The organism is Roseateles hydrophilus (assembly GCF_026712245.1).
In the GTDB taxonomy this organism is placed as follows: domain Bacteria; phylum Pseudomonadota; class Gammaproteobacteria; order Burkholderiales; family Burkholderiaceae_C; genus Pelomonas; species Pelomonas hydrophilus.
In genome coordinates this window covers 113,140-134,424 of record NZ_JAPPUY010000001.1, presented here as the reverse complement: position 1 = coordinate 134,424, position 21,285 = coordinate 113,140, and the positions used below count along the sequence as shown (strand labels likewise).

The following is a 21,285-nucleotide window of genomic DNA, read 5'->3' as shown; positions in this document are numbered from 1 at the left end:
CATGACCGAGCTCACCGCAGAGATCGCCGCCGCCGCGGCCCGCCTCATCGTCGACGAGGGCATGGACTGGGGCCCGGCCAAGCAGCGCGCGGCACGCGACCTGGGCATGCCGCGCGGCGCGCTGCCCGGCAACGACGAGGTCGAGGACGCCGTGCGCGAGCACATCGCCATCTTCCACGCCGACACCCAACCTGCCGAGCTGCGCGCGCTGCGCGAACTGGCCGCCGTGTGGATGGCGCGGCTGGCCGACTTCCGCCCGCACCTCACCGGCGCCGTCTGGCGCGGCACCGCGACGCGGCTGTCCAACATCCACCTGCAGCTTTACTGCGACGACGGCAAGGCCGCTGAGATCGCGCTGCTGGACCGCGGTGTGGACTTCGACGTCGCCGAGACGCGCGGCGGCAAAGGCCGCACGGTGGACATGCTTGTGTTGGACGCTCCCTGCCCCGCCCTGCAGGAGCGTGTCACGATCTGCCTGACCATCCTGGACTTTGACGATTTGCGGGGCGCCCTCAAGCCTGACGCGCGCGGCCTGACGGAGCGCGGCGACCTGGCCGCCCTGCAAACCTTGCTGGACACCGCTGACGAATGACGCCTCTCTCACGCCGACTCCTGCTGGCCAGTGCCGGCCTGGGCGCAGCCGCGCTCGGCGCCACCTTTGCATGGCGCCAGGGCAGCAAGCCACCGCCGTCGGCGGCCGCCGAGGCCTTCTGGGCGCGCCGCTTCCCCGGGGTCGACGGCGCGGAGCTGGACGTTGCCCGCTGGCGCGGCCAGCCGCTGTTGGTTAACTTCTGGGCCACCTGGTGCCCGCCGTGCATCAAGGAGCTGCCTGAGATCAATCAGTTCTACGGCGAAGCCAAGGGCAAGGGCTGGCAGGTGCTGGGCCTGGCCATCGACCAGGCGGAGCCGGTCAAGGCCTTCCTGAAGAAGACGCCGCTGGACTTCTCCATCGCGCTGGCCGGCGCCCAGGGGCTGTCGCTGGTGCGTGAACTGGGCAACCCGGCTGGCGGCCTGCCCTTCTCGCTGGTCTTCGACGAGAGGGGCGAGATCAGCTGGCGGCGCCTGGGGGTCACACACCTGCAGGAACTGCGGGCGCTGGCCTCAACTTGAGAAAAACCCCTATCCCCCGCGGAAATCGGCGCCAAAACGCGTAAAGTGCGCCCTTCCTCAATTTAGTGGCGACTCTCTAGACCTTTGGGTCCGGTCCGGCGCCACGTGTTTGATGCAAATTCTTGTCCTGCATGGGCCCAACCTCAACCTGCTCGGCACCCGCGAGCCCGAGGTCTACGGCTCGCAGACCCTCGCCCAGATCGACGCTGAACTGAGCGCGATCGCCGCCGATGCCGGCGCCAGCCTGACGAGCTTCCAGAGCAACCACGAAGGTGCGCTGGTGGATCGCATCCAGGCCGCGCGCAGCGACGGCACGCGCTTCATCGTCATCAACCCGGCCGCCTACACGCACACCAGCGTCGCCATCCGCGATGCGCTGGCCGGGGTGGCGCTGCCGTTCATCGAGGTTCACCTCTCCAACATCCACCGCCGCGAGCCCTTCCGTCATCACAGCTATCTGAGTGATCTGGCGGTGGGCGTCATCTGCGGCCTGGGCGCCAACGGCTACCGCCTGGCCGTGCGCCACGCTCTTCAATCGTTGGGAGCCACCGGCGCCTGATCTCCGGCACCGGTTCTCCTTTTCTCACGCCACAACAACAACATCGCCTGGAGCCATGATGGACCTGCGCAAGCTCAAAACCCTGATCGACCTGGTCTCGGAATCGAACATCTCCGAACTGGAAATCACCGAAGCCGACGGCAAGGTCCGCATCGTCAAGTCTGACCCGGCCGCCGCTGTGGCCGTGCAGCCGGTGTATGCCGCCGCGCCTGCCGCGCCGGTGGTCACGGCCGCCGCACCGGTTGCAGCACCGGCCGTCGCCGCTGCGGCGCCGGCTGCCGCGCCGGTCGAGACGGGCCACGTGGTCAAGTCGCCCATGGTGGGCACCTTCTACCGTGCGTCCAGCCCGAACGCGAAGCCGTTCGCCGATGTGGGCCAGGCCGTCAAGGAAGGCGAGGCCATCTGCATCATCGAGGCCATGAAGATCATGAACGAGATCGAGGCCGACAAGACCGGCACGATCACCAAGGTCTTGTGCGAGAACGGCCAGGCTGTCGAGTTCGGCCAGCCGCTGTTCATCATCGAATAAATGAAGCCCGCTCCCTACCGGCCTTGCCGCCCGCAGTTCGGGCGCACTGTCGGTGGCCTGGCAACGCCAGTGCCACCTCAGCCGCTGGATAGGGCCCTTTGCTTCGATGCGCCCCGTGCGCTGGGCAACTGCAATGTTTAAAAAAGTTCTGATCGCGAATCGCGGGGAAATCGCCCTGCGCATTCAGCGTGCCTGCCGTGAACTCGGCATCAAGTCCGTCGTCGTCTACTCCGAGGCCGACCGCGAAGCCAAATACGTGCGCCTGGCCGACGAGGCCGTCTGTATCGGCCCCGCGCCCTCGGCGCAGAGCTACCTCAGCATGCCGGCCATCATCGCGACCGCTGAAGTCACCGATGCCGAGGCCATCCACCCGGGCTATGGCTTCCTGAGCGAGAACGCTGACTTCGCCGAACGCGTCGAGCGCAGCGGCTTCACCTTCATCGGCCCGACCGCCGACTCCATCCGCCTGATGGGCGACAAGGTGTCCGCCAAGCAGGCCATGATCCGCGCGGGCGTGCCCTGCGTGCCCGGCTCCGAAGGCGCGCTGCCTGAAGACCCGAAAGAAATCATCCGCATCGCCCGCTCGGTGGGCTACCCGGTCATCATCAAGGCGGCCGGCGGCGGCGGCGGTCGCGGCATGCGCGTCGTCCACACCGAAGCTGCCCTGGTGCACGCCGTGCAGACCACGCGTGCCGAGGCCGGCGCGGCCTTCGGCAACCCCGAGGTCTACATGGAGAAGTTCCTGGAGAACCCACGCCATGTGGAGATCCAGGTGCTGGCCGACACGCACAAGAACGCGGTCTGGCTGGGTGAGCGCGACTGCTCAATGCAGCGCCGCCACCAGAAGATCATCGAGGAAGCGCCGGCTCCCGGCATCCCGCGTCGCCTCATCGAGAAGGTGGGCGACCGCTGTGCCGCAGCCTGCAAGAAGATGGGCTACCGCGGTGCCGGCACCTTCGAGTTCCTGTATGAAAACGGCGAGTTCTACTTCATCGAGATGAACACCCGCGTGCAGGTGGAGCATCCGGTGACGGAGCTGGTCACGGGCATCGACATCGTGCAGCAGCAGATCAAGATCGCGGCCGGCGAGAAGCTCCCCTTCACGCAGCGGCAGATCGAGATGCGCGGCCACGCCATCGAGTGCCGCATCAACGCGGAAGACCCGGTCAAGTTCGTGCCCTCGCCCGGCCGCATCACGATGTGGCACGCCCCGGGTGGCCCGGGCGTGCGGGTGGACTCGCATGCGTACACGAACTACTTCGTGCCGCCCAACTACGACTCCATGATCGGCAAGATCATCGTCCACGGCGACACCCGCGAGCAGGCCCTGGCCCGCATGCGCATCGCGCTCAGCGAGACGGTCGTGGAAGGCATCCAGACCAACATCCCGCTGCACCGCGAGCTGATGGCGGACGCCAAGTTCATCGAGGGCGGCACATCCATCCATTACCTCGAAGGCTGGATGGCGGCTCACAAGCGCTGATCCGGCGCCTTGTCGCGGGACAATACGCCGCATGAGCCAACTGTTTGAACTAGCCCTGGTCTGCCGCGAGGCCGACGTCGAGATCGTCAGCGATGCGCTGATGGAGATCGACGCCCTCGCGGTCTCTGTCGAGGACGCGGACGCCGACACCGACGCCGAGCGCGCCCTCTTCGGCGAGCCCGGCATGCCCGCGCCCAAGGCGGGTTGGGAACGCTCGGTGGTGAAGGCCCTCTTCCCCACCGAGCCCGAAGCCACCGAGGCCGCCACCTTGCTGCTGGCCCAAGAGTGGGCTGCCGATGTGCATGTGCAGGCCATCCAGGCCGTGCCCGAACAAGACTGGGTGCGCCTGACGCAAAGCCAGTTCGCCCCCGTCGAGATCACGTCCGAGTTCTGGATCGTGCCGAGCTGGCACGAGGCCCCTCCGCAGGCCAAGCGCGTCATGCGCCTGGATCCCGGCCTGGCCTTCGGCACCGGCACCCATCCCACCACGCGCATGTGCCTGCGCTGGATCGCGACGCGCGGACAGGCCTGGCCCCGTGTGCTGGACTACGGCTGCGGCTCGGGCATCCTGGCCATCGGCGCCGCACTGCACGGCGCGCAGTCGATTGACGCCGTGGACATCGATCCGGCGGCTGTCACCTCGTCGCGCGACAACGCCAGCGCCAATGGCGTGATGCTCAATGTGGGCCTGCCGGAACTGGCCTCGGGCGAGTACCCGCTGGTCATCGCCAACATCCTGGCCCAGCCGCTGAAGCTGCTGGCGCCGCTGCTGTGCGCCCACGTCGCAGCCGGGGGCCACCTCATCCTGGCCGGCATCCTGTCGCGCCAGGCGGATGAACTGAAGACCGCCTACGCGCCCTGGCTGGCGCTGGACGTCAGTGATGAAGAGGATGGCTGGATCCTGATGACTGCCCAGAGGCCCGCTCAGCAATGAGTCTGGCCACGCGCTGCACCGCTTGCGGCACGATCTTCCGGATCGTCGAAGACCAACTCCGTGTCTCCGACGGCTGGGTGCGTTGCGGCCGCTGCGCCGAGATCTTCGACGCGCGTGAGCTGCTGTTCGACATCGAGCAGGAAACGCCCCCGCCCTGGCCCGCCGCCTTCGTGCCGCCGCCCGCCCCGGCGATGCAGGCGCCCCTGCCGCCGCCGCCCGCACCGCAGCCACCGCCGGCGCCCGAACCCAGTTGGATGCCGCCGCCCGAGCCCGAGCCGCGCATCGACCCGCTGCCCACGGGATGGCCGCCTGCCGACGATCTGCGCCAGGAGCCTCGCTGGGAAGAGCAAACCCACGACCTGGCCCCTGAGGCGGCCCCACCAGCGTCGGCGCCTGCACCTGACGTGCTGGCTGCCGAGCCCAGGCCAGACGCACCGGCGGCCGCGCCAATCCCCGTGCCAGAGTTCATGCGCAGGGCCGAGACGGCTGCGCGATGGCAGCGCCCCGGTGTTCGCCTCGCCCTGATTGCCGCCACGGTGCTGCTCACGCTGCTGTTGCTGCTGCAGATCGCCCTGCACTTCCGCCATGCCCTGGCCGCACTGCACCCGCCGCTGCGCGCCGGGCTGCAAGCCCTGTGCAGCGTGGCGGGCTGCGAGGTACAAGCCTGGCAGCGCATCGACGCCCTCAGCATCGATGCGACATCGCTCAACCCACTGGGCAGCAGCGGGTACAAGCTCAATCTGACGCTGCGAAACAAGACGGCGGTCGATGTGGCCCCTCCCTGGCTGGAGTTGAGCCTCACCGACGCCCAAGGCGCGCCGCTCGCGCGCCGCGTCATCGCCCCTGAGGCTTTGCTGCCGTCGTTGCAGCGCGTGAATGCCGACTCGGAGCAGGCCCTGTCCTTCAGCTTCAGCACCGGCACCCAGCGCGTCAGCGGTTACAGCGTCGTCGCGTTCTATCCCTGACGCCTGACGCTGCTCACAGCGACCATCGCCAGCGCCTCGCAGAGGCAGGCATAAAAAAACCCGGCGTCGCGCGAGCGTGCCGGGTTTTGCGCGTCTGGAACGGGCCCAAGGGCCCGTCAGAACAAACGCTCAGGGCTTGTTGCCGGTCGGGAAGGGCCAGGCAGCCTGCGGGCTCAGTGCCGTCTTGGCGGCGGGAGCGGGCGCAGCAGCAGCCGGCTTGGCGGCAGGGGCAGGCTTGGCAGCGGCCTTCTTGGGAGCAGGCTTGGCTGCCGGCTTGGCAGCGGCGGCCTTCTTGGCGGGCGTGGCAGCAGCCTTCTTCGCCGGAGCAGCGGCCTTCTTCGCCGGGGCAGCAGCCTTCTTTGCAGGAGCAGCAGCCTTCTTCGCCGGGGCAGCAGCCTTCTTCGCCGGGGCAGCAGCCTTCTTCGCCGGGGCAGCGGCCTTCTTCGCCGGAGCAGCGGCCTTCTTCGCCGGAGCAGCGGCCTTCTTGGCCGGAGCGGCGGCCTTCTTTGCCGGGGCAGCGGCCTTCTTCGCCGGAGCAGCAGCCTTCTTCGCCGGAGCAGCAGCCTTCTTGGCCGGAGCAGCGGCCTTCTTCGCCGGAGCAGCAGCCTTCTTCGCCGGGGCAGCGGCCTTCTTCGCCGGAGCAGCAGCCTTCTTTGCCGGAGCAGCAGCCTTCTTCGCCGGAGCAGCGGCCTTCTTCGCCGGAGCAGCGGCCTTCTTTGCCGGAGCAGCGGCCTTCTTCGCCGGAGCGGCGGCCTTCTTGGCCGGAGCGGCCTTCTTTGCAGTTGCCATGGTTTTCTCCTTGATCAAGTGGAAAAGTCACCGCCCTGTGCGGACCGGTCCGCGCAGATACGGCTATTCACCGTCCGAGAGTCGCTCAGGAGGAACGCCTCGGTACGGTGAATGGGTTCGCCATGCAGCCCCGCCACCTCAAGGGTGTGGATGCGGGTTTCGCTCGGTGGCTGCATTGGCCAGGTCTTGATCGGGTGGTGGCTGGGGGTCAATCCCAGCTCAAGGCCCCGCCCGATTGGTACTCGATGACGCGGGTCTCGAAGAAGTTGCGTTCCTTCTTCAAGTCGATCATCTCGCTCATCCACGGGAAGGGGTTTTCTTCGTTCGGGAACAGCGGGTCCAGGCCGATCTGCACCGCGCGACGGTTCGCGATGAAGCGCAGATAGCCCTTGAACATCGATGCATTGAGGCCCAACACGCCGCGCGGCATGGTGTCCTCGGCGTAGCGGTATTCCAGCTCGACGGCCTTCAGGAACAGCGCCTTGATTTCGGCCTTGAACTCGGCCGTCCACAACTGCGGGTTCTCGTTCTTGAGCTGGTTGATCAGGTCGATGCCGAAATTGCAGTGCATGGACTCGTCGCGCAGGATGTACTGGTACTGCTCGGCAGCACCGGTCATCTTGTTCTGGCGGCCCATGGCCAGGATCTGCGTGAAGCCGACGTAGAAGAACAGGCCTTCCATCAGGCAAGCAAAGACGATCAACGACTTCAGCAGCGTCTGGTCGTTCTGCAGCGTGCCGGTCTTGAAGTCGGGGTTCATGATCGCCTCGATAAAGGGGATCAGGAACTCGTCCTTGTCGCGGATGGACTGGACTTCGTTGTACGCGTTGAAGATCTCGCTCTCGTCCAGACCCAGGCTTTCAACGATGTATTGATAAGCGTGCGTGTGGATGGCTTCTTCAAAGGCCTGGCGCAGCAGGAACTGGCGGCACTCGGGCGCCGTGATGTGGCGGTACGTGCCCAGCACGATGTTGTTGGCAGCCAGCGAGTCGGCGGTGACGAAGAAGCCGAGGTTGCGCTTGATGATGCGGCGCTCGTCTTCGGTCAGGCCGTTGGGATCCTTCCAGAGCGCGATGTCGCGGCTCATGTTCACTTCCTGCGGCATCCAGTGGTTGGCGCAGGTGGCGAGGTACTTCTCCCAGGCCCACTTGTACTTGAAGGGCACCAGCTGGTTGACGTCGGTCTGGCCGTTGATGATGCGCTTGTCAGCCGCCTTCACGCGGCGGGCCGTCGTGGCCTCACCAGACAGCTGTGGCGAAGGCATCGAGACGCTGGCTGCTGCGTGCGTGGCTGCCGCAGACAGCGCCGCCGACGGCATGGCCGCGAGGGGCTTCGCGGCGTGGGTATCAGTGGACTTCAGGTCTTCGTCCCAATCCAGCATGGTGTGCTTCCTATCACTTCGAATTATCTGCAGTGCTGGCGCGGTTCAACAAGAACCAGCAACTGCTATTTGCGCCATTCGCGCAAACTTTGTTGCGCAAGGGCATCGAAAACTACAACGCCAACTTGTCTATACAAGCTGGCGTTGTCTCGCCAATTACTGGCAAGCCTCGCAATCGGGGTTGTCGATCGAGCAGAACTTCATGTCCGTCGCCGGCAGTTCGGGCTCGACAGCCGCCACCGGTGCGACCGGCTGCGCCATCACCGGCGCCGCACCGGCGGACACGGCGTTGAGCTGACCCGAGCGCGTGACCGTGCTCTTCTCGGCCTGCGTGGCGCTGATGGTGCGCAGGTAGTAGGTCGTCTTCAGGCCGCGCTGCCACGCGAGCTTGTAGGTCTCGTCCAACTTCTTGCCCGACGCGCCGGCCATGTAGATGTTCAGGCTCTGCGCCTGGTCGATCCACTTCTGACGGCGCGCGCCGGCTTCAATGAGCCACGAGGTGTCGACTTCGAAGGCCGTCGCGTACAGCGCCTTGATGTCCTCGGGCACGCGGTCGATGCGGCGCAGCGAACCGTCGAAGTGCTTGAGGTCCATGACCATCACGTCGTCCCACAGGCCCAGCGCCTTCAGGTCACGCACGAGGGACTCGTTGATGACGGTGAACTCGCCCGACAGGTTGGACTTGACCGACAGGTTGCCGAAGCAAGGCTCGATGGAGGCGTCCACGCCGATGATGTTGGAGATGGTGGCCGTCGGCGCGATGGCGACGCAGTTGCTGTTGCGCATGCCGTGTGCGGCGATGCGGGCACGCAGCGCGTCCCAGTCCATGCTCACCGAACGGTCGACGTCGACATAGCCGCCACGGGCCTCGGCCAGCAGGTCCAGCGAGTCGATCGGCAGGATGCCGCGATCCCACAGCGAGCCCTTGTAGGACGAGTAGCGGCCACGCTCCTCGGCCAGCTCGGTCGAGGCCCAGTAGGCGTGATAGCAGACGGCTTCCATCGAGCGGTCGGCGAACTCAACGGCGGCTTCGGATGCATACGGCGTGCGCAGCGCGTACAGCGCGTCCTGGAAGCCCATGATGCCCAGGCCCACCGGGCGGTGGCGCAGGTTGGAGTCGCGGGCCTTCTTGACGGCGTAGTAGTTGATGTCGATGACGTTGTCGAGCATGCGCATGGCCGTGCGCACCGTCTTCTTCAGCTTGACCTGGTCGATGGCACCGTCCTTCAGGTGCTGGGCCAGGTTGACGGAGCCGAGGTTGCAGACCGCGATCTCGCTGTCGTTGGTGTTCAGCGTGATCTCCGTGCACAGGTTGGACGAGTGCACCACACCGACATGCTGCTGCGGGCTGCGCACGTTGCAGGCGTCCTTGAACGTGATCCAGGGGTGGCCCGTTTCGAACAGCATCGACAGCATCTTGCGCCACAGGTCCTTGGCCGGCATGCGCTTGAACAGCTTGATCTCGCCGGTCACGGTCTTGCGCTCGTACTCGACGTAGGCCTTCTCGAAGGCAGCGCCGAACAGGTCGTGCAGGTCCGGGCAGGTGGAGGGGCTGAACAGCGTCCAGTCACCGCCCTCGATGACGCGCTTCATGAACAGGTCGGGAATCCAGTTCGCCGTGTTCATGTCGTGCGTGCGGCGGCGGTCGTCGCCGGTGTTCTTGCGCAGGTCCAGGAACTCTTCGATGTCCAGGTGCCACGATTCCAGGTAGGCGCAGACCGCGCCCTTGCGCTTGCCGCCCTGGTTCACGGCCACGGCCGTGTCGTTGACCACCTTCAGGAAGGGCACGACACCCTGGCTCTTGCCGTTGGTGCCCTTGATATGCGAGCCCAGCGCGCGCACCGGGGTCCAGTCGTTGCCCAGGCCACCGGCGAACTTGGAGAGCAGTGCGTTCTCCTTCAGCGCCTCATAGATGCCGTCCAGATCGTCGGCCACCGTCGTCAGGTAGCAGCTGGACAGCTGCGAGCGGCGCGTGCCACTGTTGAACAGCGTGGGCGTGGAGCTCATGAAGTCGAAGCTGGACAGCACTTCGTAGAACTCGATGGCGCGGGCTTCGCGGTCCACCTCGTTCAGCGCCAGGCCCATGGCCACGCGCATGAAGAACGCCTGCGGCATTTCGATGCGGGTGTCTTCGATGTGCAGGAAGTAGCGGTCGTACAGCGTTTGCAGGCCGAGGTAGTCGAACTGCAGGTCACGGTCGGCCTTCAGCGCAGCGCCCAGCTTGGCCAGGTCGTACTGGCCCAGCTTCTCGTCCAGCAACTCAGCGGCAATGCCCTTCTTGATGTAGCCGGGGAAATAGTCGGCGTACTTGGCCTGCATCTCGGCCTGCGTGACCTCGCCACCGACGATCTCGCGGCGGATGGTGTGCAGCAGCAGGCGGGCGGTGGCGCGGCTGTAGCCGGGGTCCTTCTCGATCAGCGTGCGGGCGGCCAGGATGGCGGCCTTGTAGACCTCGTCGATGGCCACGCCGTCGTACAGGTTGCGCTGGGTTTCGGCCAGCACCGGCTCGGGACGCACGTCGGCGCCCAGGTTCTCGCAGGCCGACGCGACCAGCGACCTCAGCGCACCCAGGTCCAGCGGACGGCGCTCGCCGCCGTCCACCACCATCAACTGAGGCTCGGCAGCACGCGCGGCCTCGCCTTGAGCGGCACGCTCCTGGGCGCGGCGCTCGCGATACAGCACGTACGCGCGGGCCACGTCGTGCTGGCCACTGCGCATCAGGCCCAGTTCCACCTGGTCCTGCACGTCTTCGATGTGGAAGGTGCCGCCGCTCGGCCGCGAGCGCAGCAGCGCGCGCACCACGTTCTGCGTCAGCTGCTCAACCGTTTCGCGCACGCTGGCCGAGGCCGCGCCGCTGGTGCCGTGAACGGCCAGGAAGGCCTTCATCAGCGCGACGGCAATCTTGCTGGGCTCGAACGAGACCACGGCGCCATTGCGGCGAATGATCTGGTAGGCCTGGTAGCTCGACTGCATGGGAGCTCCGGTGGCTTGCGCGTCGGATCCAAACGCGCCCGGAGTTACCGAGGACAGCGAGGCGGCGGGAGCGGCCTGGCCGGTGGCGGCTTCATTCAGCATGGAGAGATCCTTTTATCGAGAAATGACGGGCAAATGCGCGGCCCGAGCCCGGAAATTCCAGGGCTGGATCAGCGCATCGTGCGTTGCTTCAGTGGGAGTTCTTCGGCCCTGCCGGTCCATCACCAAACCGGCGTTCCGGCTGGTGTCTCGGGTGCTTTGCCGCCGTGGACTAGCCACTGCAAACAGCGATGCCGAGAAGATGTTCATGGGGGGTCGACTGAGTCAGCAGGATACCACGAAGGAACACTATATCTATGGCCAGTACCCCCCTCAAGCACTACCGCTAGTGTGAAACCCGGCGTGGTTCAGCACCCCCAAACGGGCCCTTCCGGCCCTCCAGGCCCATCAGATCGGGGGTCGCAGCGCACGACCCGCATCGGCATTGGGCTGGCGGGCCGAAACACCCCGCAAAGCCCCGCCATTGCTGGACCCGTGGTGGACGGCACCCGCCCGGCGAGCACCGCACGGGAATTTCAACAAGGGCAAATCCCGAGGCTGCCGTCAGGAGGCGAGCGCGAGAGGCCGAGCTCAGCTCTCGCCAGCCGAAATACCCAGCCGCGCCATGCGGTAGCGGATCTGGCGCAGCGAGAGCCCCAAGCTGGCTGCCGCCGCCGTGCGGTTGAAGCGGTGCACCTCCAGCGCGCGCAGCAGGATGGCGCGCTCCACCTCGTCAAGGTAGGCCGCCAGATCGGCGGGCAACTGCTCGGGCAGCGTCAGGCCCTCGACACGCGGCGCCGCCTGCACGGGCGTCTGCAATGCAGCGAACTGCGAAACGCTGCCGCCATCGTCCAACACGGCCTCGGGCAGGCCCAGGTCCTCGGCATCAATCCACTCGCCGCCGGCCAACGCCAGCGCACGGTGCAGCAGGTTCTCCAGCTCGCGCACATTGCCAGGGAAGGCATAGCGCGACAACGTCTGCAGCGCGCCAGGCGTCAGCCGCGGCGTCGGCGACACACCGGCGTCCTGCGCGATGCGTGCCAGCACGCGGTTGCTGATGAGGCCCAGGTCCTCCAGCCGCTCGCGCAGTGGCGGCACGCGGATCTGGATGACGTTGAGCCGGTAGAACAAGTCCTGCCGAAAGCGCCCGGCCGCCACCTCGGCCGACAAGTCCTTGTGCGTGGCGCTGAGAATGCGCACGTTGACCGGGCTCTCGGCCGTGGCGCCCACCGGCCGCACCGAGCGCTCCTGGATGACGCGCAACAGCTTGCTCTGCATGGCCAGCGGCAGGTCGCCGATCTCGTCCAAGAACAGCGTGCCGCCGTCGGCCGCCTGGAAGAAGCCCTCCCGGTCCTCATTGGCGCCGGTGAACGCGCCCTTGCGGTAGCCAAAGAACTCGGCCTCCAGCAGGTTCTCCGGAATGGCGCCGCAGTTCACGGCCACGAAACGCTGACCGGCGCGGGCGCCGTGGTCGTGGATGGCGCGCGCGACCAGCTCCTTGCCGGTGCCGGACTCACCATGCACCAGCACCGGCGCCATGCTGCGCCCCACCTTGTCGATCAGCGCCCGCACCGCCCGGATGGCCGGTGACTCGCCCACCAGGCGAAGCGCAGAGGCCGGCCCCACCGACTCAACAGCCGGCGCAGCGGCAGCAGACGGCGCTGTTGCCGCCTGGCGCCCCAGCGCAGCCCCCACCACCAGGCGGAACTGCCGCAGATCCACCGGCTTGGTCAGGTAGTCAAACGCGCCCGCCTTCAGAGCCTCCACCGCGTTCTCGGCCGAACCGAACGCGGTGATCACCACGGCCTTCTCCGGCCGACCGGCCTGCTCCAGCCAACGCAGCACGGCCAGGCCCGAGCCGTCCGGCAGCTTCATGTCGGTGATGACGGCGCTGTAGGTGGCCGCCTGCAGCTGGGCCAGCGCCTCGCCGACCGAGCCCGCACTGTCCACTTCGTAGCCCTCGCGCAGCAGCGTGAGCTCGTACAGGGTGCGGAGGTCGGGCTCGTCGTCGACGACCAGCAGGCGTGCAGCTTGGGCAGTGCTCATGGGGCAGCGTGCGTGCGCAAAAGCACACAGAACTCGTTGGCATCAGCGCCGCTGGCGCGGCGGAATTCGATACGGGCGCCGTGGCGCTCGCACAGCTCACGACAGATGTACAGGCCCAGGCCCGAGCCCCGGCTGCGCGTGGAGAAGAAGGGCTCGAACAAGTGCCGCTCCACCTCCGGCGCCACCGGCGGGCCGGCGCTGCGCACCACCAGGGCCAGGCCGTCGTCCTCCCGGCTCAGCAGCACGCGGATGGTGCCCGGGCCGTCGTCAGCATGGCGCAGCGCGTTGTCCAGCAGGTTGACGAGCACGCGGCGCAGGTGCTCGGCATCAAAACGCCCCACCAGCGCGGGCGCCTCGATCTGCAGCCGGAAGCGGCTCTGCGCTCCGGCGTCCAGGCCGTTGACGACCACCCAATCCACACAGGTCTCGTGCACCAGTTCGCTGAGGTCCAGCGCCTGCGTGTCGGGCTGCACGCCGGGCGCAAGTTCCGTCACGTCATCCACCAGCCGCTTCAGCCGCTGCACGTTGGACGCCACCATGCGCGTCAGCGGCTCGGCGCGCAGGCCGGCCACGTCCTCGGCAATCAGCGCATTGGCCTGGGCGATGGCTGCCAGCGGGTTGCGGATCTCATGCGCAATGCCAGCCGACACCCGCCCCATCGCCGCCAGCTTCTCCTGGCGCGAGCGCGCGAGCAGTTCGCGGTTGTCCTCCACAAACAGCACGCACAGCTCCTCGCTGCCCTCGCGCTGACGCGTGAAGCGCAGGCGCAGGCGCAGGCTGCGCATGACGCCACTGGCCAGCGGCAGCGCCACGTCCTGCTCGCTGCCCCGGCCGGTCGCATGGGCCTGCTCCAGCGCCTGCGCCAACGGCTGCCAGTCGGGGCGGCCGCGCAGCTGCCAGCTCAGCTCGCCGCCATCGGCATCAAGCAGCGTGCGGGCGGCCGGGTTCATCGCGCGCACGCGGCCGCGACGGTCCACCACCAGCACGCCCTCCTGCATCTCGTCGATGACCAGCCGGTTCAGCGACTCCTGCTGCCGCGCCAGCGCCAGGCTGCCGCGCGCTGCCTTTTCCTCGCGCGCCAGCCGAGCACTCAGTTCACCGGCCAGCAGGCTGACGGCGAACAGGCCGCCCCCCACCAGGCCCGCCTGCGTCGTCTTCACGCCCACGTCCAGGTCCATCAGCATCGGCCACCCCGCTGCGGCCAACAGACCGAGTGCCGCCATCGCTGCCGTGGCCAGCGCCAGCCGGCGCGGGCACAGCACGGCCGCCATCAGCACAGGCATGACGAACAGCGCGCCGTAGTTGACGCCGCCTGGGTCCAGCGCGTGCAGGGCCCCGAACAGCAGCAGGTCCAGCCCGATCGCCGCCCACCAATGCAGGCTGCTGATGCGCGCCAGGCTGCGGGCGCTGGCGCCCAGGCGCAAGCGCGGCAGCAGCCACAGCGCGATGGCGGCCGCGGCATAGGTGATGCACAGCACCAGCGTTGTGCGCGGCGGCGGCGTGGACAGCGCCGACGAGATCAGCTGCGCGGCCACCAGCGCCAAGCCCAGCGCGGCTCGCGCACTCAAGAACGCGCGGTACAGGCGGTCGAACGACGCACTGCCCTCGGCCGGCTCGGCCGGCGGCGACTCGACGAACCAGCCTGTGCCGGCCATGGCCACGGCCTCAGCGGGCTTCAAAGCTGGCCCGGTGCGCTGCGCTGCAGAAGGCGCCGCCCTTGCCCGGCAGGGCCTCGTCCACCGGCAGGTGCATGCCGCATTCCGCGCAGCGCAGCATGGCCTGCGGCCCGGCGGGCGGCGGCGGCGTGCGTGCTTCGGGTGAGCGCGGGCGCGCCCGGCGCGCGCCCCACAGCAGCGCCAACACGGCCAGCACCAGCAGCAGCAACAAGTACTTCATGCGCCACCGCCCTGGACACCGCGCTGCAGCAACACCTCCAGCACGAAGCGCGAGCCGACGTAGGACAGCAGCAGCATCGCCGCCCCGGCGTACAGCCAGCGCGTCGCACGGCGGCCGCGCCAGCCGTAGATGCGCCGGCCCACCAGCAGGCCGGTCAGCACCAGCCAGCCCAGCACGGCCAGCAGGTTCTTGTGATCCCACTTCCACTGCGGTGTGAACCACCAGCCCAGCAGGATGGCCAGCGACAGCACGCCCACGCCGGCGGCCACGAAATTAAAGGTCAGGCGCTCCAGCCGCAGCAAGGGCAGCCCGCCGGGCGTGGCGCGCTGGTGGCGCAGCCGCGCCTCGGCGCGGTTCATCAGCGCCGCGTGCAACACCGCCACGCCAAACAGGCCATAGGACGCCAAGCCCAGCACCCAATGCAGCGGCGCCCACGGCGACGCCGCCTGCGGCCGGCTTTCGCCGGGAAAGCTCCAGGCCAGCAGCACCGCGGCCGCTGCCAGCCAGGCCAGCACGCGCCGCACACTGTGCAGGGGCAGGAAACGGCTTTCGATCAGATACACCGTCAGCACCAGCCAGGCCGTCATCGACAGCGCAGGCGCAAAGCCGAAGCGCGCACCGGGCGTGGCCAGCCCGTAGCCGCTGATGTCGATGAACAGGGCCGCAAACTGTGCCGTCCAGGCCAGCGCCATGGGCGGCACGGAGCGCAGCGGGCGGCGCACCACCGCCTCGCCCGGCGCGGCCGTCGGGCGCAGCAGGCCGACCCAGATGTAGCCCACCAGGGCCAGTGCGCTGGCAATGGCCAGCGCCAGGCCCGGCCCGACGGCGGCACCCGAGGCGGCACCAGCGGCATCAGCAAGGAGGGCGGGCGATAAACTCATGGCAGCAGTGTACTTTTGGGCTGTCGCCGTTCTGGCCAATCACGCCCCTCCCCCACCATGGCATCCACCCTCACCGACCGCCTGAGTCGCCTCGTCAAGACGATGCGCGGGCAGGCCCGCATCACCGAAAGCAATGTGCAGGACATGCTGCGCGAGGTGCGCATGGCTCTGCTGGAGGCCGACGTGGCCCTGCCCGTGGTGCGCGACTTCATCGCCCGCGTGAAGGAGAAGGCGCTCGGCCAGGAGGTCGTCGGCTCGCTGAACCCGGGCCAGGTGCTGGTGTCGGTCGTCCACAAGGAACTCGCCGCGACCATGGGCGAAGGCGTGGCCGACATCAACCTCGCCACCCAGCCGCCCGCCGTCATCCTGATGGCTGGCCTGCAGGGCGCCGGCAAGACGACGACGACCGCCAAGCTCACCAAGCACCTGATCGAGAAGCGCAAGAAGAAGGTGCTGACAGTCTCGGCCGACGTCTACCGCCCGGCCGCCATCGAGCAGCTCAAGACCGTCACGAAGCAGGCTGGTGGCGAGTGGTTCCCGTCTGCGCCCGACCAGAAGCCGCGCGACATCGCGCTGGCCGCGCTGGACCACGCCAAGCGCCACTACTTCGACGTGCTGCTGGTCGACACGGCCGGCCGCCTGGCCATCGACGAAGCGCTGATGGCCGAGATCAAGGACCTGCACGCGACGGTCAACCCGGTCGAGACGCTGTTCGTCGTCGACGCGATGCAGGGCCAGGACGCGGTCAACACCGCCAAGGCCTTCAAGGACGCCCTGCCGCTGACTGGCGTCATCCTGACCAAGCTGGACGGCGACTCGCGCGGTGGCGCGGCGCTGTCGGTGCGCCAGATCACCGGCGCGCCGATCAAGTTCGCTGGCGTGTCCGAGAAGATCGACGGCCTGGAGGTCTTCGACGCCGACCGCCACGCCGGCCGCGTGCTGGGCATGGGCGACATCGTCGCGCTGGTGGAGCAGGTCACGGCCAGCGTGGACATGGCCTCGGCCCAGGCCATGGCGGAGAAGCTCAAGAGCGGCAGCGGCTTCGACCTGAACGACTTCCTGCAGCAGATCGCGCAGATGAAGAAGATGGGCGGCCTCGGCGGCCTGATGGACAAGCTGCCACAGAACATGATGGGCAACAAGCAGCCCGGCCAAGCCGACATGGACCGTGCCGAGCGCGACATGAAGCGCATGGAAGGCATCCTGCGCGCCATGACCGCCAAGGAGCGCGCCCAGCCCACGCTGCTGATGGACGGCAAGAGCAAGGCCAGCCGCAAGCGCCGCATCGCCGCCGGTGCCGGCGTGCAGATCCAGGACGTCAACCGCCTGCTGAACCAGTTCGATCAGATGCAGGGCATGATGAAGAAGATGCGCGGCGGCGGCCTGATGAAGATGATGAAGAAGATGGGCGGCATGAAAGGCCTGCCCGGCATGGGCGGCTGACCTCAGCGCCACCACGAGAAAAGGCCCCGTGGGGCCTTTTCGTTTTTCAGCTCGCGACGGCTTACTTCTTCTCGGCCGCGGCCTTCAGGCCCGGCAGGAAGTCGGCGCCGTGCACGATCTGCGCGGTGGACGCACGCACCGTCTCGCCCAGCGGCTCGACACGGCCGCCCAGGCAGTTGCCCAGGAAGCTCTCGGCAATCGCGTTGAAGCCGATGCGGTTGTTGGGCTTGGCGAAGCCGTGGCCTTCGTCCGGGTACAGCACATAGGTGACCGGGATGTTCTTGGCCTGCATGGCCTGGACGATCTGGTCGCTCTCGGCCTGCTTGACGCGCGGGTCGTTGGCGCCCTGCCCGATCAGCAGCGGGCGCACGATCTGGTCGGCCTTGTACAACGGCGACGCGGCACGCAGGATGGCCTTGCCCTCGTCAGTTGTCGGGTCGCCCATGCGGCTGTACATCTGCTTCTTGCCAGCCTCCCAGTACGGCGGGATGGTGCCCAGCAGCGTCTCCAGGTTGGACGGCCCGACGATGTCGACCGCGCAGGCGAAGGTCGTGGGCGTGAAGGTCAGGCCGGCCAGCGCCGCGTAGCCGCCGTAGCTGCCGCCCATGATGGCGACCTTGTCGGCGCTCGTGACGCCTTGCTTGACGGCCCAATCGACGGCGTCGATCAGGTCGTTGTGCATGGCGAGGCCCCACTGCTTGTTGCCGGCATTCAGGAACTTCTTGCCAAAGCCCGTGGAGGCGCGGAAGTTCACCGACAGCACGGCATAGCCGCGGTTGGCCAGCCACTGGTGCGTGCCGTTGTAGCCGTAGCCGTCGCGCGCCCAGGGGCCGCCGTGCACCAGCAGCACCAGGGGCACGGCCTGCTCGGCCTTGCCGTCGCCGTTCTTGTCGGCGCCCTGCGGCAGCGTCAGGTAGCTGGGCAGCGTCAGGCCGTCACGGGACTTGATCTCCACCGCATGCATGGACACCAGCGGTGCGTTCTGCAGCTCGGGCCGGGCCACATACAGCGGCGACAGCTTCTTGGCCTTGCGGTCGTACAGGTAGGTCGCGGACACCTTGGACACCGGGTCGATGCCGACGATCCACTTGTCGTCCGCGCGGGTGCGGCTGGCCACGAAGACCTCGCCCTTGCCCAGTTGCTGCTGCAGCCAGTCGAAGTCGGCCTTGAGGGACTTGTCGATGAAGTGCCACTCGGTCGTCAGGTAGTCCACTGCATAGGCCTGCACCTCGCCGGTGAGGGTGTTGCGCAGCGTGGCGCCGAGGTCGGCGCGGGCATCCTGGGCGATGAGCTTGCGGGCGCCGGTGGCGGTGTCTTCGGCGAACACGGCCGTGGTGTCACGGTCGCGCGAGTCCATCCAGTACAGCGTCTTGCCGTCGGCGGTGTAGCCCAGCGGGCTGGTCGCGTTGTCTTCCAGGTTGGTGCTCAGGAAGGGCTTGTCGGCCACCGCGCCGTCCTTGACCTGGAAGTAGTCGATGCCGCCGGCTGCGTTCGGGCGGGCGCCCATGCGCACCTGCAGGTCCTCGTCGGTCTGGAAGCCGGCGAAGCCGTCGGCCTTCATGACCAGCTTGAGTTCGCCGGTCTTCAGGTTCAGCAGGTGCACGTCATGCCAGCGCGGGTCGCGGTTGTTGATGCCCACCAGCACCTCATCCACGCGCTTGCGCGACGTGCCCATCATGCGCACGCGCACCTTGTCGAAGGGCGTGTAGTCGCGCTGTGCGCCGGTCTTCACGTCCACGCCGTAGAGGCGGAAGTTCTCGTCGCCGGCGTTGTCCTTCACGAACAGCAGCTGCTCGCTGTTGCCCGACCAGAAGTGGCCGGGGATGGGGCGGTCCTTGGAGTCAGTGACGGCCTTGGCCGCCTCGGGCTTGGCGGCAGGCGCCACCCAGACGTTCATCACGCCGTTGACGGGTGCCATCCACGACAGCCACTGGCCGTCGGGGCTGAGCTGGGCGCCGGACTTCACCGGGTTGCCGAACAGCGCCGCGCGCGAGATCAGCGGCGTGTCGCCCACGGTGATGGTGGCCTTGCGGGCGTCAGCAGCGAGCGCGGCCGTCGGCAGCGCAGCGGCCAGCGCCAGGGTCAGCGGAAGCAGGGTCAGAGAACGGGACATGCGAGCCTCGATCAGATGAAAAACTCGCAGCATAGGCAGTCCGGCGCCCCATGCCGTCCGTCAGGGGGCGGCCGACGGTCATCCCTTAAGGGTTGCCGCTGAGCGCGACACATGCGCTCACATTTGCCCCCAAGTTCGAGGGACATGGCGGCGTGGTCAAGACCCGACACGGCCGCTAGCGTGCAGCCCATGATGAATCTCCACCTCCCCCGCGCCGTCGGCGCGCTGCTGAACCGCCTGACCGGCCAGGATGGCGCACCGCTGCCCGTCGACGCTAGCGACACCGTCATGCGCTGGCCGCCCACACCGGCGCGCGTGCTGGCCAGCGGTGAGCGCCACGCCCACAAGTGCATTGCGCGGGCGCTGGCGCTGGAGCATCCCAAGGGCTTCCTGCTGGCGCAGGTGCCGCTGCACAAGCTGGTGCGCGTGCCCAAGCAGAACTCCTACCGCGAGTGGCTGTCGCGCACCGGGCTGTTGACGGTGGACTTCGCGCTGTGCGACGAGCACGGCGTGGTGCGCGCCATCGTGCTGATGCCGCTGCCCGATGACCAACTGCGCCCGCGCCGCAAGCGCGAGCGGCTGCTGCGCGTGCTGGAGGCCACCGGCCTGCCCGTCGCACTGTGGGACCGGGAGTGGCAGGCCGAGCATGACGCTCAGCGCCTGCGCACCACGCTGTTTCCGCGCCTGGCCAGCAGCGGCCAGTACAGCGACACGCCGCACGCCCATTGACGTGCCTGACGCGCGCCGCCTTTGAGGCGGGCGCGGCCCGACAGCCTTACTCGAGCAACGCGCGGGCGAACTCGCGCGCGCTGAAGGTTTCGAGGTCTTCCAGCTTCTCGCCCACGCCGATGAAGTAGACCGGCACGGGCCGCTCGCGCGCGATGGCCGCGAGCACGCCGCCCTTGGCCGTGCCGTCCAGCTTGGTGACGATGAGGCCCGTCAGGTTCAGCGCCTCGTCGAAGGCCTTGACCTGGTTCAGCGCGTTCTGACCGGTGTTGCCGTCCACCACCAGCAGCACCTCGTGCGGCGCGCCCTCCTGCGCCTTGGTGATGACGCGCTTGATCTTCTTCAGCTCCTCCATCAGGTGGATCTGCGTGGGCAGGCGGCCGGCGGTGTCGGCGATGACGACATCAGCCCCGCGCGCGCGGCCGGCGTTGACAGCGTCGAAGGACACGGCCGCCGGGTCGCCCCCCTCCTGGCTGATGATCTCCACCTGGGCGCGGTCGGCCCACACGCCCAGCTGCTCGCGGGCGGCAGCGCGGAAGGTGTCGGCAGCCGCCAGCAGCACCTTCTGGTCGGAGTCCGCCAGGTGGCGGGTCAGCTTGCCGATGCTGGTGGTCTTGCCGGCGCCGTTGACGCCGACGACCATCATCACCGTGGGCGTGAAGCGCCCCACCTCCAGGCCCTTCTCCAGCGGCTTGAGCAGCTCGGCCAGCGCATCGACCAGCAGCGCGCGCACGGCCTGCGGGTCGGTGGCCCTGGCGTCCTTGACGCGGCGCTTCAGGTCATCCAGCAGGAACTGCGTGGCCTTGACGCCGGCGTCGGCCAGCAGCAGCGCCTCTTCCAGCTCCTCGTAGAGTTGCTCGTCGATCTTGGTGCCGGTGAAGACGCTGGCGATGCTGCCGCCCGTCTTGCGCAGGCCGGCGCGCAGGCGCTCCATCCAGCTGGCACGCGGCGGCGGCGCCGGGGCGGCCACGGGTGCCGGCGGCGGCACGACGTTGACCACAGGGGCTGGCACCGGGACGGGCGCAGCCACAGGCCGCACCGCAGGCGCGGCGGCCTGCACCACGGCGGGCGGCTGCTGCGGCACCGGGACGGGTGCCGGGCTGGGCGCTGGCACCGGGGCTGGCGGCGGCACCACCACGGCCACCGGCAGCGCCTCTGGCACGGGAGCGGCGGCGGGCGCAGCCACAGGTGCGGGTGCAGCCGCGGGCCTGGTGGCCCAGCCCTCGGGCAGCAGCGCCGGGGCTTCGTCGGGCACGGGCGCCGGGGCCGACTTCTTCTTGAAGAAACTGAACATAGGCCGCCATTTTCGCCTGTCGCCATGACGGCGCTGCCGAGGCCGCTTTCTCGCATGCGCTTGATTTTTTGGCGCCGGGGAACCGGGTGAAACTTCTTGAAGATCCCCGCACTCCCGGTCCGCC

18 protein-coding genes are annotated in these 21,285 nt (G+C 68.2%); 9 read left to right on the top strand and 9 right to left on the bottom strand.

Translation table 11 applies throughout. The features are described 5' to 3' along the window. Position 1 precedes the first annotated feature (1 nt). The 7 genes from NYO99_RS00590 (at position 2) to NYO99_RS00560 (ending at position 5,580) form a co-directional block, all read left to right on the top strand. The gene (locus NYO99_RS00590) at positions 2-592 is read left to right on the top strand and encodes a hypothetical protein (RefSeq protein ID WP_268165153.1); all 591 of its coding nucleotides are present in this window, start codon (positions 2-4) and stop codon (positions 590-592) included. Further along, positions 589-1,110, top strand: coding sequence for a TlpA disulfide reductase family protein (locus NYO99_RS00585; RefSeq protein ID WP_268165152.1), 522 nt, complete (start codon positions 589-591; stop codon positions 1,108-1,110). Before NYO99_RS00590 ends, NYO99_RS00585 begins: the two co-directional genes overlap by 4 nt. A gap of 112 nt (positions 1,111-1,222) precedes the next feature. After that, on the top strand, positions 1,223-1,669 hold the full coding sequence (gene aroQ, locus NYO99_RS00580; RefSeq protein ID WP_268165151.1) for a type II 3-dehydroquinate dehydratase: 447 nt from the start codon (positions 1,223-1,225) through the stop codon (positions 1,667-1,669). Positions 1,670-1,727: 58 nt separating this feature from the next. After that, positions 1,728-2,198 carry an acetyl-CoA carboxylase biotin carboxyl carrier protein gene (gene accB, locus NYO99_RS00575; RefSeq protein WP_268165150.1) on the top strand — a complete coding sequence of 157 codons (471 nt, stop codon included), beginning with the start codon at positions 1,728-1,730 and terminating at the stop codon, positions 2,196-2,198. A gap of 133 nt (positions 2,199-2,331) precedes the next feature. After that, positions 2,332-3,681: an acetyl-CoA carboxylase biotin carboxylase subunit gene (accC, locus tag NYO99_RS00570; protein WP_268165149.1), complete on the top strand. Its 1,350-nt coding sequence runs from the start codon at positions 2,332-2,334 to the stop codon at positions 3,679-3,681. Positions 3,682-3,721: 40 nt separating this feature from the next. Next, a complete protein-coding gene (gene prmA, locus NYO99_RS00565; protein ID WP_268166432.1) occupies positions 3,722-4,615 on the top strand; it encodes a 50S ribosomal protein L11 methyltransferase in 894 nt (297 codons plus the stop codon). Further along, a complete protein-coding gene (locus NYO99_RS00560; protein WP_268165148.1) occupies positions 4,612-5,580 on the top strand; it encodes a zinc-ribbon and DUF3426 domain-containing protein in 969 nt (322 codons plus the stop codon). The genes prmA and NYO99_RS00560 overlap by 4 nt, the downstream gene beginning before the upstream one ends. Before the next feature lie 129 nt (positions 5,581-5,709). Here the strand turns inward: NYO99_RS00560 and NYO99_RS00555 are convergent, their stop codons facing one another. The 7 genes from NYO99_RS00555 to NYO99_RS00525 form a co-directional block, all read right to left on the bottom strand. Next, positions 5,710-6,369 (bottom strand): histone, encoded by a 660-nt coding sequence (locus tag NYO99_RS00555; RefSeq protein ID WP_268165147.1) that lies wholly within the window; start codon positions 6,367-6,369, stop codon positions 5,710-5,712. A 208-nt stretch (positions 6,370-6,577) separates the two neighbouring features. After that, entirely contained in the window at positions 6,578-7,750 is a 1,173-nt protein-coding gene (locus NYO99_RS00550; protein ID WP_268165146.1) for a ribonucleotide-diphosphate reductase subunit beta, read from the bottom strand. Between the two features lie 156 nt (positions 7,751-7,906). Beyond that, positions 7,907-10,825, bottom strand: a complete 2,919-nt coding sequence (locus NYO99_RS00545) for a ribonucleoside-diphosphate reductase subunit alpha (protein ID WP_268165145.1) — start codon at positions 10,823-10,825, stop codon at positions 7,907-7,909. A gap of 528 nt (positions 10,826-11,353) precedes the next feature. Continuing rightward, positions 11,354-12,808: a sigma-54-dependent transcriptional regulator gene (locus NYO99_RS00540; protein WP_268165144.1), complete on the bottom strand. Its 1,455-nt coding sequence runs from the start codon at positions 12,806-12,808 to the stop codon at positions 11,354-11,356. Beyond that, positions 12,805-14,487 (bottom strand): sensor histidine kinase, encoded by a 1,683-nt coding sequence (locus NYO99_RS00535; RefSeq protein ID WP_268165143.1) that lies wholly within the window; start codon positions 14,485-14,487, stop codon positions 12,805-12,807. The genes NYO99_RS00540 and NYO99_RS00535 overlap by 4 nt, the downstream gene beginning before the upstream one ends. Continuing rightward, positions 14,474-14,704, bottom strand: a complete 231-nt coding sequence (locus tag NYO99_RS00530; protein ID WP_268165142.1) for a PP0621 family protein — start codon at positions 14,702-14,704, stop codon at positions 14,474-14,476. The genes NYO99_RS00535 and NYO99_RS00530 overlap by 14 nt, the downstream gene beginning before the upstream one ends. Then, on the bottom strand, positions 14,701-15,585 hold the full coding sequence (locus NYO99_RS00525) for a cytochrome C assembly family protein (RefSeq protein ID WP_268165141.1): 885 nt from the start codon (positions 15,583-15,585) through the stop codon (positions 14,701-14,703). The genes NYO99_RS00530 and NYO99_RS00525 overlap by 4 nt, the downstream gene beginning before the upstream one ends. Before the next feature lie 57 nt (positions 15,586-15,642). On the opposite strand from NYO99_RS00525, the gene ffh reads away from it, so the two are divergent. Then, positions 15,643-17,028: a signal recognition particle protein gene (gene ffh, locus NYO99_RS00520; RefSeq protein ID WP_268165140.1), complete on the top strand. Its 1,386-nt coding sequence runs from the start codon at positions 15,643-15,645 to the stop codon at positions 17,026-17,028. A 61-nt stretch (positions 17,029-17,089) separates the two neighbouring features. On the opposite strand, the gene NYO99_RS00515 is transcribed toward ffh, so the two are convergent. After that, positions 17,090-19,141 (bottom strand): S9 family peptidase, encoded by a 2,052-nt coding sequence (locus NYO99_RS00515; RefSeq protein WP_268165139.1) that lies wholly within the window; start codon positions 19,139-19,141, stop codon positions 17,090-17,092. Positions 19,142-19,333: 192 nt separating this feature from the next. Between NYO99_RS00515 and NYO99_RS00510 the strand changes: the two genes are divergently transcribed. After that, positions 19,334-19,870 carry a hypothetical protein gene (locus NYO99_RS00510; protein ID WP_268165138.1) on the top strand — a complete coding sequence of 179 codons (537 nt, stop codon included), beginning with the start codon at positions 19,334-19,336 and terminating at the stop codon, positions 19,868-19,870. 46 nt (positions 19,871-19,916) lie between these two features. On the opposite strand, the gene ftsY is transcribed toward NYO99_RS00510, so the two are convergent. Then, the gene (gene ftsY / locus NYO99_RS00505; protein WP_268165137.1) at positions 19,917-21,161 is read right to left on the bottom strand and encodes a signal recognition particle-docking protein FtsY; all 1,245 of its coding nucleotides are present in this window, start codon (positions 21,159-21,161) and stop codon (positions 19,917-19,919) included. Positions 21,162-21,285 lie beyond the last annotated feature (124 nt).